Below are 13,636 nucleotides of genomic sequence, written 5' to 3'. Positions count from 1 at the left end.
CAGCACCCTGAATGTCGCCAATGGGGCGACCGGTGCAAGGTTCAAATGTCTTGTCAATAAGTGCCAAATTTACCGCGATGGATCAATTAGGAAAACCGCCGGTTACAAGACGAATCCTTGCTGCGGATGATCATAATGTGATTTCGATACGCACCGGAGAAATGCCGACAAGGCCTGATTATGAACTTGACCATCCCATTGTCATGCTGACAACGGCGAATTTTACATTAATTGATTGCCACACAGTTCTTGCTCCCTCAATATGAGATTTTGGTATTCATATCTGTGTGTTACGCTCAGATTCGGGAATAATAATGGAATTTACCTATAAAGAGATCCACGACATCCTGTCGCACAAACATAATATTGCCAGCGCCAGCCTGACCGCGTTTCGGGGCCGGATCAAGCATATGCAACGCCTCGGATTTCCATCGGGTGTCAATACCGGCAAGGGGAGGCCTGCATGCTATACTTGGCGGGAGCTTTTGCTCATCGGACTGGCTTTTGAATATCTGGAAATCGGATCAACGCCGGATCGGTCCATAGCGGAAATCATCAAGATCGAGAATATGTTGTTGGATGGGCTTGCCCGGGTTGTTCTTGCCGCCGAGCAAGCCGATGAAATTGAACATGGCAATCATTTTCTGTTCGCGGAACTGTCGGCGTTATTGACGTTGAGAGCCGAAGACAGGTGGCATCAGCAATGCAAAATACTGTCCTTCGGGGATATTCAGCAAATATTATCGGCTGAAGGGAATGACGCCTATCATTCCCCCTATGCAATAATTGATTTGCGGCAGTTTCTGGGTGGGATGTTCAGTAGCATATTGGCAGTTTGCGGATTGAATAATCAGATTGTGGCACAGGATATTAAATTATGGGCCTCCAGACAATTGTCTAACGCTTTGTAACAAAGCTATCTTTGCGTCGGTCACAACCACTCAAGGTGACCGATTTCATGATCAACAAAATAGGGATGAGCGGTTAACTGCCTTCGGTTCCTACCGTCATTGACTCCGGGATTCTGATTTTACGTCAGCACCAGAGGAGTTGAGTCCATCGCACAATATGTTGGTATGCAGATAATTGTGCGGGCATTCTGGTCGCTTGCCGCTATGATATTGGCGCTGACAATTTGCGCAAATGGTGCAGGTGGAAAGGCGCTGGCCGCTGATAAGAAAGGTGCTGTGTCCGCTATCGCCGATGCAAGAGCGACCATATACCGGCATGTTGAACTCAGGCAGGACGGATCGGTAAATTCGCCCGCTTTGGATCAATATGGACTGGTGCAGCTAAACAGGCATGAATGTGATCCCGAGATATACGGCATCGAAACAGAATGTGTATTGCTGCTGTATGAAATTCAATGATGCTGTGCTCCGTCTTTATCTGACAGGTGCGAGGCGCCAAAACAATCGAGACATTTCCGGTTTACTCGTCCCGTATTGTAGTTTCTGAACTATCCGATGAGCTTTGCTTCAACGCGTTGATAGCTTCATCGATTTTGATCGCTGGAACCGCAAAATTTTTTTCATCAAGAAAACTCAGGACGGCCTGGAGTTTTTCAATCACGAAATGGACGTCACTGTTTCCCTTTTTCATGCTGAGCAGCATCGATTTTCTGGGAAACTAACGGATGACATCATGCTATAAAATCTCGGTCTTTTTGAAGCTGAAATTTTCTTGATCGGTCAAAAAGTGATTTCACATTACTTTTAAGCAATTAGAATTACAATAAAAACTATAGCAATATGGTATTGTCCATCAAGCTGGGCAAATGATACTGCTGGTCTGCCAGGCCCAGTAAACAAGTCGGTCGAAAGAACTGCGAATTAAATATCCGGATTTTTCCATGACTGTTCAATATATTTAGATTGCCATAATGTTTTAAGATTTCTTCCTTTTACCGTTAACTAGCGGGGAAAGGGGCCAAACATGGTTAAATTTGACTATGATTTCGTGGTAATCGGCGGGGGACCGGCGGGCCGCAGAGCAGCAATACAGGCCTCAAAACTGGGCAAGTCCGTTGCTTTGGTTGACGATCAAAAACGGATTGGAGGTGTGTCTGTTCACACCGGCACATTGCCATCAAAGACAATCCGGGAATCCGTATTGTCTGTTACCGGCTGGCGGGATCAACATTTCAAATCGCGGCAACCTCGCAACGGCATCAAAATGATGCAAGATTCCATCAACTCTCGGCTTTGGACAACATTGGGAGATGAAGTCGAGGTGATCGACAGCCAGCTTGCGCGGAACAATGTTACGATCTTGCGGGGCAAAGCAAGATTTTCAAACGCCCACAAACTGCTGGTCCGGCAGAATACGAACGGCAAAAAGACAAGCTTTTCCGTCACCGCTGAAAAATTCCTGATCTCCGTCGGCACCAAGCCATTTCGCCCCAAAAACATCCCATTCAACAGCACCACCGTGATCGACAGCGATAGTGTCGCCGCAAACCTGCCGATGCCCAAAAGCATCACGGTAGTAGGGGGCGGCGTTATTGGACTGGAATATGCGACGATCTTCTCGACACTGGAGATTCCGGTCACCGTCGTTGAGGCCCGGGAACAGATATTGGAGTTTATCGATCGCGATATCGTTGCAAATTTTGTCCATCAGCTTTCGGAACGAGGCATCAGTCTGCGATTGGGGCGCAGCATTGATAAAATATCACTCGATGATCTCGACCATCCAAATATAATTCTCGATGACGGCCGACAACTTTGCTCTGAAATGCTCCTCTTTACGGCAGGGCGAGTGGGGGCCGTCGACAATCTGGGGCTGGAAAAAGTCGGTATAGAATATGATAACCGCGGTCGGCTCTCTGTCGACAAGGAAACCCTGCAAACGAGCCAGCCCCATATTTACGCCGCTGGTGATATCATCGGATTTCCCGCTCTGGCATCGACGTCAATGGAACAGGGTCGGCAGGCTGCGTGTCATGCCTTTGGTCTGCCCGTTACGAATTCGGACAACAGCTTTCCGTTGGGGATATATTCTATTCCTGAAATAGCCAGCATCGGCCTGTCGGAAGAAGACGCCCGACAAAAAGGCTTCCAGGTGGAAATTGGCATTGCGCGTTTTCAGGAAACGTCTCGGGGACATATTCTGGGTAGCTGCAAAGGCATGCTCAAATGTATTTTTGATCTCAACAAGCGGACGCTGCTTGGTGTCCATATTGTCGGTGAAGGCGCAACAGAATTGATTCATATCGGGCAAGCAGTAATCAATCTGAATGGCGGAATTGATTATCTATCTGACAATGTCTTTAATTTCCCGACGCTGGCCGAAGCTTACAAGGTGGCGGCTTTGGATGCTTATAACAGAATGCCAAAACCCAGATTGAGGGCGTGAAGTGAAAATAGACATCAGAAATATCCTGGAGACCTACCTGAATTCCAAGCGCGGTGGCGAAGTGAGTCCTGTCTGCATTGACGAGGAAAACGAATATACGCCGATGGTTGAGATTACCAACTTTATGGCGTTGCACAGTCTTTCTTTGAATCCGAGAAATTTTGAGCAAGTTTGGGAGTATATGTTCGGAACGAACAATGCTTTGAAAGCTGATCTTGATCGACTGTCAGCAGCATCACAACTGAATGATCAGTCTGCACTCGAGATTTACAACAAATATTTTAACCTTGGTCTCAATGAGCGGATAGAGAAAATTTTTCGCGAAGCCATCGAGCAAATACGCAACACCAAGGAAATGATCGCGACCGGCAACGACATTGCGATCAAGCATGAAAATAGCCTGATCGAGCAAGCAGACTCTATTCGTGGTGACAAGGGCGGTATTGATGAAGCCATCCAAAAGCTGCTGGATCTATCCCGGTTGATGGTGGAATCGACCCGCGAAAATCGCGAGCAGATAACGCAAACGAATGAAAAGCTCGCGCAGTTGCAAAATGAGCTCGAGGTCGCGCGAAACGAAGCTGATCATGATAAATTGACACGGCTTCCCAATCGCTGGAAATTCGACCGGGATCTGACCGCTGCATTTGAAAGGCAGCAGGAGGAGCAGAAGCCCTTTGTCCTGGCCTTTGCCGATGTGGATCATTTCAAACGCATCAACGACACATTTGGTCATGAATGCGGTGATCGGATACTTCGATTGATCGCAAACGAGCTTTCCTTACTATCTGATCATCGATGCACTATTTCCCGTTATGGCGGTGAAGAATTTGCCATTCTCGTCGGAGGTCATGATGTTCACCAGATTTTCCAGGAAATTGACGAATGCCGTGCGAACATGGCGAGCAAATCGCTGGTGGACGTGGAATCGGGACGATCCATCGGGCCGGTGACATTCTCGGTCGGTATGGCGGAAAGTTCGCTTTCCGACACCAAACAGTCTCTTCTTAGGAAGGCTGATGTTGCACTCTATAATGCAAAATCAGGGGGCCGGAATATGATATGTCAATATTCTGCAGATTTTGAGGACCGCAGGCGCGTAGTTGACTAAATGAACATCGCAATATTTGCGAACAGCCGCCCCTTCGCTGATCATATGCCATCAGCCGTATTTCTTACATTTTTTCTTATCGGTAATCCGCTGTTGAGCTGATCACAGCCGCGAACCCGTTTGAAGAGGGCACCAGTGCCTTCCTTGTCCCATAGGCACAGGTTCCTGCCACGGATATGGGATACCATAATGCCGTCAATCGCGATTCTTATGTCTTTGGGGGTGCAAAGGGAACAGTTCGAATGCCAAGGGCAATTGGGTAGGACGAGCGAACTCATCCTACCCAATCTTGAAGAGCGCATACCAGGTGCACTGCGTTCATCAAGGTTGGGGCCTGCGGGGACCGGACAACCCTGATAGAAAGTTTTACATTCTTTCTAACTTCACGCTATCCGAATCCCCGCCGCTTAGATCAAACATTATCCAACCCGATTTGGAAATATGGGGCATTATTATTCCCAATATGGGAATAAGTTCGAGATATCCGCAATAGCGTTGTTGGGGCTCAGTCCGTTTTCATCGTGATGGAAATGCGCCTGTTGCGATCATCCATCCGGTTCTTCGGATTATAGGGTTCGGTATCTGCTACGCCTTCAATGCGCGCCATTCGGCTATTTAGAACGCCCTGATGAACGATTTCCTTGCGGGTTGCCTCGGCTCTGGCTGAAGACAGTAGCCAGTTGTTCATTTCTTTGCCGCTCGCATAGGGCAAACTGTCCGTATGACCCCTGATGACGAGAAGATTGTCAACTGTGTTCAGAATTTGAACCACTTCTCCAATCAGTATCTTGGCCCTCGGATTGAGGGTGTCGGTGGCGAGTGCGAACATGCTGAAATCCGCCTCATCGATCAGCTCTATACGCAAACCTTCATCGGTATCCGTGAACCGAATATTCTTGAGCAGATCCAGCTTTTGCGGATCCTTCTTCAGTTGTTCGACAAGTTTCTTTTCAAATTCTTTCGCATCCATTTTTTTGGTGCTGATCGGTTTTTTTCCTTTGTCGTCTCGGGTGCCGGTCGCATCGCGCGGAATCGTCATCGACAACGTACCTGTTTGAGTAGCTTGGTGCGGATAGCTATCCTGGTCAGACAAGGAATCTCCGCCAAACAGGCCGTCTGAACCCGCAGTCTTTAGCCGCATTTCGACCAATGTAGGGGCGAAATAATCGGCTAGTCCTTTGCGCTGTTCTTCGTCGGTAGCGCCAAGCAGCCACAGCAGCAAAAAAAACGCCATCATGGCGGTGACAAAGTCGGCATAGGCCACTTTCCAGGCGCCACCGTGATGGGCCGCATGCGCTTCCATGACTATTTTTCGGACGATGATTGGCGGTTGGTTCGAACCTGCATCTGCTTTTTTTGCCATGGATCAACGCGCCCTTATCGCGTCAAAGACATCGGCAAAGCTCGGTTGATTGGCATGCTGCAAGCTTGTGCGCGCTGCTTCGATGATCAACGGTTGTGGATGGCCATGGAGGCTGGCAATTATGATCTGTTTTGCGACCTGATATATCGTGCCATCGCTTTCTATGACGGACCGTGCGCGTTGCGCCATGGGTCCGGCAAAGCCATATGCCAGCAACACCCCCAGAAAAGTTCCAACCAGCGCGGAACCGATCATCCCGCCCAGAATTGCGGGAGGCTGGTCGATCGAGCCCATGGTTTTGACGACGCCGAGAACGGCCGCGACAATACCGAGCGCCGGCAAAGCGTCGGCCAGGCTCTGCAGATTGTCTGCAGGAGCAATCGCTTCATGATGATGTGTCTTGATGCTTTGGTCCATAACGTCTTCCACCGCATAAGGATCAAGTGTGCCGGATGAAACAACCACCAGGCGCAAGCTGTCGGCAATAAGATGGACCAGTGTCTCATCTTGTAGCAGCTTTGGATATTCGCTAAATATCGGCGAGGCCTTCGGGTCTTCGATATGAGGCTCCAGAGCCACTGGCCCTTCGCTCTTCAGGATCTTGGTCAGCTTGGACACCAGCAAGATACAATCCATGAAGTCTTGCTTGGTATAGGACGGTCCCTTGAACACTTTTCCGAGCCCGCCCATAAGCGCTTTCAATTGCGCGCCGGAATTGCCGACGATCAAAGCCCCGACTGCGGCGCCACCGATAATCCCCATTTCGATCGGCAGGGCGTGCATAACGACGCCCAAGTCACCACCCGACAGGGTGAAAATACCGAAGACCATTACCAGCAGAATAACTATACCAACTACGGCAAACATAAATTAATTCCCCATCAACGGCCTTGGATTGTAATGTTTACGCTCGTTTCAGATTAAATTCGGGAGCAAACATTTTCATAATGAACGGAAGAAAGGGCCGGTGGTTAAGGGGCCAATAACATTGAATCCTGGCGCTTAGCCGATTAGCGAAATAAGAGATGTACTGCTTGACGCGGCATAGAGTCTCTGAGCCGCCTCCAGATTGACCAACAGGGATTGAAAGCGTGCAACTGCCTCAGCAATATCGGTGTTTTCCAGCGCAGACCGTCTCTCGGACGAGGTCAGCTGCGATTGCTGCAGCCGGCCTTCTTGCTCGTCGAGGCGGTTGACCAGCAATCCCTGGCTGGCAACGAGGGTCGAAAAGTGACCGACCAGTGAATCCGCCCGATCAAGCTGTACGGTCCTGTCGGCGGCAGTGCCGGATCGTACGGCGGCGATCATATCAGTCATGATCGTATCAAGATCACTGGTGCTTCCACCAATGTCTATCGACAGAGCCACGGTTTGGAGATTGGGTGACGGCGTCACCATAACATTCGTATCAATCCTCATCTGGATCGGATCACCGGCGTGAAATAACTTTCCTCCGTAGCTATCTTCGGCCTGCGTTAACTGACTGAACTGAACGTGAAGACTCTCAAGTTCTACAGCAATAATTTCGCGGTCAACTGCGGAAAGTGTCTCGTTATTTGCCAGAATGACCAACTCTTTGGCGCGAATAGCACCGTTGGTTATGGCGTCGAGTGAGGACTCGGCTTGTTGGGCCATGATTCCGGCACGACCGATATTTGTGAGCCATGAAGTCTCGATCGCTGCCTTGCGTCCAAGGCTGGATATTTCGAGCCAGCTCGACGGTGCCTCAGATGGTCTTGTAAAGCTTTTGCCGCTGGCGATGGATTCTTGTGCCTTGCCTATCAGCGCGGACAGATCAGCTTGCTTCTGAATGCTCTCATTGGGCCTGGTTCTGTTGATCGATTCCATGATATATTCCTTTGCGGGGGATCGACTAGAAGATTGCCAGGATCGATTGCATCGTTTCCCGGGCAACCTGTATGATGCGGGCGGATGCCTCGTACGACTGTTGCAAACGGATAAGATCTGCGGCTTCGCGATCAAGGTCGACAATTGAAACATTGTCACGCATCTCGCGGGTCGCTTGGTCAAATACAGTGGCAGCGTTGTTTTCGCTGCGCGCCGCCAGCAAATTCTGTGCCTGGCCGAGCACTATTTGTTCATAGCCTTTCTCGGTGCCTGTCGCCGTGCGCAAATCGACAAAGGCGAGAATATTACCATTCGCAACGCCAGCGGCGGAGGCCAAAGCAAGATCGTCGGAGACCAGACCGGTTGTCGCCAAGCTGGCGGCAGTGCCGGCATGGGTAACCATCGCTGCGCCGGCTACACCAGCGTCGGTCAGACCATTGGCTTGCCAGCCATTGATTTCCGCCGCAAATTGTACCGCCAGATTATCCAGATCATTGATAAGATTTACGATGTCCGACTGCGAGCGTTGCAGTCCGCCCAAGGTCCCATTGCTTGGTGCTGCCTGCAATGCGCCACCAATTTCGATATCGAAGCTGGTGCCCGCATTGGCGACGAAACTTACCGGGCTAACCGCGTTGAACGTAACCAGGCTGGTTCCGTTGCGCGATATATCTGCTCTTCCTTTATCACCGAAGCTGATCTGCACATCCAATTTTTCCGTAATAACCGTCAACGCCGCATCGCGACGGTCGAGCAGAACGGTGTGCTGGGCTGTGCCGGCGACAGCGGGGCGCAGTTGTTCGTTAATCTGTGCAAGCTCGTTCAATGCCATGTTCAACTCTTCCGCTTCTTGAGATGCGGCACCGTTGATTAGATTGAAAGTGGAGGAGAGATTTTCAGCGGTTTGGTTGAAGCGCTGAACGGAGGTCTCAATGTCTCCGACAAACTGGTTGCGCAAGGCAGGCTCGAATGGAACCGCGGCAAGTTCTTCGGCCGTCCCAAAAAGTTGGGTCAGTTGGGCACCGAGGTCAGCGTCATTGTTGGCCAGGGCAATTTCTCCCTGATCCAGCCATTGCACCACAACATCACTGCGCACACGGTCTGCACCGGTCTGTCGCGTCGCCGCTTCCAAAAACTGATCGCTGGCGCGGATTATGCCATTGACTTCAACGCTTCCGGCTCCGCCTTGGCTGTTGTAAATCGGATTGGTCCTGCCAGAGAGTGTGGTATCGCTGATGCTGAGAGTTCGCCTGACGTAGTCAGGATTCTCTGCATTTGCGACGTTCGAACCGACGATTTCCAACGCACGGGCATTGGCTTGGATCGCCGCTCTACCAATATTGAGAAGTTCAGACATCTTTGCTCTCCAAATGGCGAGTGAGCATTTGTGCTATGCCAAAGACTCCCTTTTCTCCCATAGTTTCAGCCACTTTGGCATCTTGCATATCGCGGAACTGCTCCATTCCCTGACCATCAAACAATCCCTCGCCAAGAGAGGACGATCGCATTGTCTTCAGCATTTGCCGGACAAAAATCGCCTCGAAATCAGCGGCCATTGACTTGATCTCGGCCCGTTGCTTGTCGGCGACCGGATTGACCGAAGCCCCGGGCGAGTTTGTGGCAATAGATGTGGGTAGAATCGTGGTCATATGATAATCAGCTCCGCTGACAATGCGCCAGCCTGTTTCAAGCCCTCCAATATTGCTGTTAAGTCAGACGGTGGAACGCCGAGAGAATTAATAGTTTCGACAATTTCGGAGAGCGATGCACGCCGTCCAATTTCAAACGCCCTGTTGCTCGCTGCTTCAATCGCGATATCGCTATTTTGTTCAGTAGCGGTCCTGCCGCGGCTGAACGGGGCGGGTTGAACAACCGTTGGATTTTCGTCGACGCGCACGGTCAGTTTTCCATGACTGACCGCTGCAGGGCCAATACGCACCGCGCCATTGATGACGACCGTTCCGGTTCGTGCATTGACAATGATTCGAGCGGGTGCATCGGCGGGTTTGACCGTTAAATTTTCAATCTTGCCCATTAACATGACGCGCTCCTGCGCGCCGATTGGTGCCGCTATCCGTACGGTGACCGCATCGGCCGCGATCGCTATAGGTGCGCCCAGAGCCTCATTGATGGCGTCTGCCACGCGCAACGACGTGGTAAGATCTGCGTCAGTCAGGTTGAAGCTGAGAAATGGCTGGCTTTCAAATCCCGTGGCAACGGTCCGTTCAATAGAAGCGCCGCCGGCGATCCGCCCCACCGATGGGATGTTGACCGTGACCCGTGAACCATCCGCAGCGGATACACCCAGGCCTCCGACAGCCAGATTTCCTTGGGCCATGGCATATATCTGCTGATCCGCACCGTAGAGCGGCATCAGGATGAGCGTGCCACCGCGCAGCGATTTTGCTTTGCCGATCGCTGACACGGTAATATCCAGACGTTGGCCGGGTTTCGCAAAGGGGGGCATTTCCGCCGTTACCATGACTGCTGCAGCGTTTTTGGAGGCAGGATTGACGCCGGGAGGTAAGGACAAGCCAAAGCGGTTTGTGACACCCTTCAGGCCAACCGTAGCATATTCTAGGCTATCATCTCCGGTTCCGGCAAGCCCGACGACGATCCCGTAACCAACCAGCTGGTTGCTCCGCAGTCCGGCGAAGCTGCCGATGTCTTTTATCCGTTCGGCCTGGACAGGCGGGGTTACCATGACAGCCGCTGATACCAATGTCAGCAACGTGGCTAGCCACCGTATCGGCTGGTAGATTTTTGATGAGTGGGTCATATAATCTCTTATGCTTGGGGCTAAAATGGTGAAACAAAGGAGAAGAATTTTTGCAGCCAGCCCTGTTTGCTGGCTGACGCAATTTCTCCGGTGCCACCATAGATGATCCGGGCATCGGCCACTTTGGTCGACGGGATGGTGTTGTCGGGGGACACATCAATGGCACGAATAATCCCGCGAAACTGTGTATGTTCATCGCCACGGTTCAGGGATGTCAATTTCTGACCCTGCACCAGCATTGTTCCGTTCGGATAGCTTTCCGCGACCGTCACACTAATCTGGCCTTGCAGGCTGTTTGACTGGTCTGCGCTGCCGCTGCCGGAAAAATTCTGACTGCCGCTGGAGGCAACATCGCTCGGCGAAAATAACGAGAATATACCAGTCGTTGGCGGTGTCAGAGAAAAGCCGCCATCGCGATCCTTTGAGGCGCTGTTAGATTTTGAAGCGCTTGTCCTTTCCACCAACAATATGGTGATTATGTCGCCTTTCCGGCTTGCCCGGGTTCCGCTTGTCAGGGCCGAATATCCGGACGTAACCTGAAAAATTGCGCCATTTTCAGCGACCGGCGCCGAAGTTTGTGCGGCTGTGACGGGGGCAAATTCCGGCGCTGAAATGGCGGCATTCGATCCCATGCAACTGACCAGCAAAAATGGCGTGACGCCAATCAGCAGGATTCGTTTTGAAAACGGTTTATAGGTCATGATGGATAGACTTCTTTCCTGCGCTAAAATTAGATTTGCTGGTTCACGAATTGCAGCATTTCATCGGTTGCCGAAATCATTTTGGAATTGACCTCATAGGCGCGCTGCGTCTCGATCATATTGACCAGTTCTTCGACGATATTGACGTTGGATCCTTCCAGACTACCCTGACGGATATTCCCCAGGCCATCCTGTCCGCCTTCACCCACCTGGGGCGCGCCGCTTGCAGCGGTTTCGGTAAGCACATTATTGCCCACCGAAAGAAGACCTGCCGGATTGGTGAAATTGGCCAATTCGATTTGCCCAAGTTCGCTCGGCTCACTTTGTCCGGCCAGAGAGGCGGTAACCACTCCGTTATTGCCGATGGTTATAGCGGTGGCACCCTCCGGCACCTGAATGGCTGGTATCAGTGGCAAGCCATCGCTGGTGACCATATTGCCTTCGGCGGTGAGACTGAAATTGCCCGCTCTGGTATAACCGATCGTACCGTCCGGCATCTCGACCTGGAAATAGCCAGCGCCTTCAATGGCCATATCCATTGCGTTTTCCGTCGTCTGTAAAGTGCCTTGAGTGGCAATTTTGCCAATGCCGGCCAGCCGGACACCGGTGCCCAATTGCACGCCGCTGGCAAAGCGGTTCTGCGCGTCGGAAGGTGCGCCAGGCGTAACGATATTCTGATAGGCCAGCGTTTCAAAATCAGCCCGGTCTCGTTTGAAGCCGGTCGTGTTCACGTTCGCCAGATTGTTGGCGATCACGCGCATCTTGGTATTTTGCGCATCCAGTCCGGTGCGCGCAACTTGTAGGGCAGCGTTACTCATCTCATTTTCTCCTGCATCCGATTATCCTTGCGGCAGGGACATTATGCCTGCGCCGCTTTCATCAAGTTCTTGGGTCGTTCTGAGCAACCGGGCCTGTGTTTCCCATGCCCGACTGGTTTCGATCATATCCACCAGAGCACTGGTCATGTTGACGTTTGACTGCTCCAAAGCACCGGCTACGACTTTCGCATTTTCATCGACCGGCAAAATGCCATCGTCGGCAACGTGGAACAGTGTATCGGCGCCTTTCGACATTTCACTGCCGGTCGCACTTACAAGTTTTAACTTGTCAAGCTGTTGCGGTAACGTTGGGTCGCCACCCCGAGGGACATAAGAAATCGTACCATCAGCGCCGATGTCGACGCGGTCAGCCGGGGGCAGGGTGATCGGGCCACCTTCTCCCAAAACGGGGAAACCATCGCCCGTGAGCATTGCGCCCGAAGGACCGATTTGCAAATCTCCGCGGCGTGTATAAGCTTCGTTGCCATCTGCGGCCTGAACCGCGAGCATGGCATCGCCTTCAAAAGCGATGTCGAGTGGGCGATCTGTCTGTGTGATCGCCCCCCCGTTCATATCTGCTCGCATATCCCGTTCGACAGCCATGGAACGGCTGTCGTGTCCAGGACCCGTGAGATATTCGGCTTTCGCCGAGACCATATCGGCCTTGAATCCCACGGTGTCCGAGTTGGCCATGTTGTGCGCGATGGCCGCCTGGCGGTTCATCAGCGATTTCATGGTATTGACGGTGGTATATGCAAGCTTATCCATGGTTCATTCCTTCAATTGATCAGAATTTAGATCTGAAGGTTCATAATTGTCTGGGTAAGGGTGCTGGACGTTTCAATCGCCTGGGCATTCGCCTGGAAATTGCGCTGTGCTGAAATCAGCGAGACCAGTTCCTCTGTGATATCGACGTTCGCTAGTTCCAGATAGCCGGACCGGACTTGTCCGAGCGCGCCGCTTCCCGCCTGGTTGAATTGGGGCAGCCCGGAATCACCCGTCGATTGCCAATGTGAATCTCCCATCGGACGAAGGCCTTCCAGGGCAGGGAAACTTGCCATCGCCATGGCACCGAGATTCATCTGGTTACCGTTTGAGAATGTTGCCGAGACAACGCCTTCATTGTTGATTGCTATGTTGGTAAGCAGAGCCGCTGGATCGAGAGGGTCGAACTCCGGTATTACAAAGTCATACAAGTCGGCGGCGTTGGTAGACGTCACCACGCCATTTGCATCGACCGGCAGCAATTGGGCTTTTGAGCCAATAGTGTCGACCACCTCGTGATCGTCGTTCACGGTAAATGCGCCGTTGCGGGAATAAGTCACCTGATCACTTGGTGGCTGGCTTTTCACCGCAAAAAATCCGTCACCGGCAATCGCCAGATCCAGTGTCTTGTCGGTCGGCTGCATTGTACCCTGCGTAAATTGTTGGGTTATGCCGTTGAGACGCACACCCTGGCCCGCAATAGAACTGGTCGCCTGGGTCGGAGAGGCGGTGAAAAGATCCCCAAACAGCGCCCGGCTTTTCTTGAACCCGGTTGAATTTGTATTGGCGACGTTATTCGATATTACATTCAAGTCAGTCTGGGCCGCTTTCAGACCACTTAGTGAGGTAAAGAATGACATATTATCTTCTCCATTGTTGAATAGGCAGTGGGGT

Annotated in this window: 14 protein-coding genes; 4 read left to right on the top strand and 10 right to left on the bottom strand. The window is 51.6% G+C overall.

All coding sequences use genetic code 11. The features are described 5' to 3' along the window. The first annotated feature begins 314 nt into the window (after nucleotides 1-314). The 4 genes from ACN0VD_RS10620 (at nucleotide 315) to ACN0VD_RS10605 (ending at nucleotide 4,468) form a co-directional block, all read left to right on the top strand. The gene (locus ACN0VD_RS10620; protein WP_417594015.1) at nucleotides 315-911 is read left to right on the top strand and encodes a hypothetical protein; all 597 of its coding nucleotides are present in this window, start codon (nucleotides 315-317) and stop codon (nucleotides 909-911) included. Nucleotides 912-1,076: 165 nt separating this feature from the next. Further along, nucleotides 1,077-1,370 carry a hypothetical protein gene (locus ACN0VD_RS10615; protein ID WP_417594013.1) on the top strand — a complete coding sequence of 98 codons (294 nt, stop codon included), beginning with the start codon at nucleotides 1,077-1,079 and terminating at the stop codon, nucleotides 1,368-1,370. Nucleotides 1,371-1,935: 565 nt separating this feature from the next. Continuing rightward, nucleotides 1,936-3,357: a Si-specific NAD(P)(+) transhydrogenase gene (sthA, locus tag ACN0VD_RS10610; protein WP_417594011.1), complete on the top strand. Its 1,422-nt coding sequence runs from the start codon at nucleotides 1,936-1,938 to the stop codon at nucleotides 3,355-3,357. A 181-nt stretch (nucleotides 3,358-3,538) separates the two neighbouring features. Further along, nucleotides 3,539-4,468, top strand: coding sequence for a diguanylate cyclase domain-containing protein (locus tag ACN0VD_RS10605; protein ID WP_417594009.1), 930 nt, complete (start codon nucleotides 3,539-3,541; stop codon nucleotides 4,466-4,468). A 505-nt stretch (nucleotides 4,469-4,973) separates the two neighbouring features. On the opposite strand, the gene ACN0VD_RS10600 is transcribed toward ACN0VD_RS10605, so the two are convergent. The 10 genes from ACN0VD_RS10600 to ACN0VD_RS10555 form a co-directional block, all read right to left on the bottom strand. Beyond that, entirely contained in the window at nucleotides 4,974-5,831 is an 858-nt protein-coding gene (locus ACN0VD_RS10600) for a flagellar motor protein MotB (protein WP_417594007.1), read from the bottom strand. A 3-nt stretch (nucleotides 5,832-5,834) separates the two neighbouring features. Continuing rightward, complete coding sequence (gene motA / locus ACN0VD_RS10595) at nucleotides 5,835-6,698, bottom strand: flagellar motor stator protein MotA (protein ID WP_417594005.1); 864 nt, start codon at nucleotides 6,696-6,698, stop codon at nucleotides 5,835-5,837. Between the two features lie 135 nt (nucleotides 6,699-6,833). Continuing rightward, the gene (locus ACN0VD_RS10590) at nucleotides 6,834-7,679 is read right to left on the bottom strand and encodes a flagellin (RefSeq protein WP_417594003.1); all 846 of its coding nucleotides are present in this window, start codon (nucleotides 7,677-7,679) and stop codon (nucleotides 6,834-6,836) included. Nucleotides 7,680-7,704: 25 nt separating this feature from the next. Beyond that, a complete protein-coding gene (flgK, locus tag ACN0VD_RS10585) occupies nucleotides 7,705-9,036 on the bottom strand; it encodes a flagellar hook-associated protein FlgK (protein ID WP_417594001.1) in 1,332 nt (443 codons plus the stop codon). Then, nucleotides 9,029-9,328, bottom strand: coding sequence for a rod-binding protein (locus ACN0VD_RS10580; RefSeq protein WP_417593999.1), 300 nt, complete (start codon nucleotides 9,326-9,328; stop codon nucleotides 9,029-9,031). Before ACN0VD_RS10580 ends, flgK begins: the two co-directional genes overlap by 8 nt. Beyond that, nucleotides 9,325-10,458: a flagellar basal body P-ring protein FlgI gene (locus ACN0VD_RS10575; RefSeq protein ID WP_417593997.1), complete on the bottom strand. Its 1,134-nt coding sequence runs from the start codon at nucleotides 10,456-10,458 to the stop codon at nucleotides 9,325-9,327. The genes ACN0VD_RS10580 and ACN0VD_RS10575 overlap by 4 nt, the downstream gene beginning before the upstream one ends. A gap of 20 nt (nucleotides 10,459-10,478) precedes the next feature. After that, nucleotides 10,479-11,090, bottom strand: coding sequence for a flagellar basal body L-ring protein FlgH (locus ACN0VD_RS10570; protein ID WP_417594121.1), 612 nt, complete (start codon nucleotides 11,088-11,090; stop codon nucleotides 10,479-10,481). Nucleotides 11,091-11,188: 98 nt separating this feature from the next. Next, a complete protein-coding gene (gene flgG / locus ACN0VD_RS10565; RefSeq protein WP_417593995.1) occupies nucleotides 11,189-11,977 on the bottom strand; it encodes a flagellar basal-body rod protein FlgG in 789 nt (262 codons plus the stop codon). Nucleotides 11,978-11,998: 21 nt separating this feature from the next. After that, complete coding sequence (locus ACN0VD_RS10560) at nucleotides 11,999-12,745, bottom strand: flagellar basal body rod protein FlgF (RefSeq protein ID WP_417593993.1); 747 nt, start codon at nucleotides 12,743-12,745, stop codon at nucleotides 11,999-12,001. Between the two features lie 26 nt (nucleotides 12,746-12,771). Then, the gene (locus ACN0VD_RS10555; RefSeq protein ID WP_417593991.1) at nucleotides 12,772-13,602 is read right to left on the bottom strand and encodes a flagellar hook-basal body complex protein; all 831 of its coding nucleotides are present in this window, start codon (nucleotides 13,600-13,602) and stop codon (nucleotides 12,772-12,774) included. Between the last annotated feature and the right edge of the window lie 34 nt (nucleotides 13,603-13,636).

Source organism: Parasphingorhabdus sp. (assembly GCF_048267785.1).
Taxonomy (GTDB): domain Bacteria; phylum Pseudomonadota; class Alphaproteobacteria; order Sphingomonadales; family Sphingomonadaceae; genus Parasphingorhabdus.
The sequence above is the reverse complement of the archived record's forward strand: the minus strand, read 5'-3'. Positions and strand labels throughout refer to the sequence as shown.

What these genes read in the sequence shown, in the direction of transcription:
- ACN0VD_RS10605 (WP_417594009.1), top strand. Translation starts at nt 3,539, where the DNA reads ATGTTCGGAACGAACAATGCTTTGAAAGCTGATCTTGATCGACTGTCA.
- ACN0VD_RS10620 (WP_417594015.1), top strand. Translation starts at nt 315, where the DNA reads ATGGAATTTACCTATAAAGAGATCCACGACATCCTGTCGCACAAACAT.
- ACN0VD_RS10555 (WP_417593991.1), bottom strand. Translation starts at nt 13,602, where the DNA reads ATGTCATTCTTTACCTCACTAAGTGGTCTGAAAGCGGCCCAGACTGAC.
- ACN0VD_RS10600 (WP_417594007.1), bottom strand. Translation starts at nt 5,831, where the DNA reads ATGGCAAAAAAAGCAGATGCAGGTTCGAACCAACCGCCAATCATCGTC.
- flgG (WP_417593995.1), bottom strand. Translation starts at nt 11,977, where the DNA reads ATGAGTAACGCTGCCCTACAAGTTGCGCGCACCGGACTGGATGCGCAA.
- ACN0VD_RS10615 (WP_417594013.1), top strand. Translation starts at nt 1,077, where the DNA reads ATGCAGATAATTGTGCGGGCATTCTGGTCGCTTGCCGCTATGATATTG.
- ACN0VD_RS10575 (WP_417593997.1), bottom strand. Translation starts at nt 10,458, where the DNA reads ATGACCCACTCATCAAAAATCTACCAGCCGATACGGTGGCTAGCCACG.
- ACN0VD_RS10560 (WP_417593993.1), bottom strand. Translation starts at nt 12,745, where the DNA reads ATGGATAAGCTTGCATATACCACCGTCAATACCATGAAATCGCTGATG.
- flgK (WP_417594001.1), bottom strand. Translation starts at nt 9,036, where the DNA reads ATGTCTGAACTTCTCAATATTGGTAGAGCGGCGATCCAAGCCAATGCC.
- ACN0VD_RS10590 (WP_417594003.1), bottom strand. Translation starts at nt 7,679, where the DNA reads ATGGAATCGATCAACAGAACCAGGCCCAATGAGAGCATTCAGAAGCAA.
- sthA (WP_417594011.1), top strand. Translation starts at nt 1,936, where the DNA reads ATGGTTAAATTTGACTATGATTTCGTGGTAATCGGCGGGGGACCGGCG.
- ACN0VD_RS10570 (WP_417594121.1), bottom strand. Translation starts at nt 11,090, where the DNA reads ATGGGATCGAATGCCGCCATTTCAGCGCCGGAATTTGCCCCCGTCACA.
- ACN0VD_RS10580 (WP_417593999.1), bottom strand. Translation starts at nt 9,328, where the DNA reads ATGACCACGATTCTACCCACATCTATTGCCACAAACTCGCCCGGGGCT.
- motA (WP_417594005.1), bottom strand. Translation starts at nt 6,698, where the DNA reads ATGTTTGCCGTAGTTGGTATAGTTATTCTGCTGGTAATGGTCTTCGGT.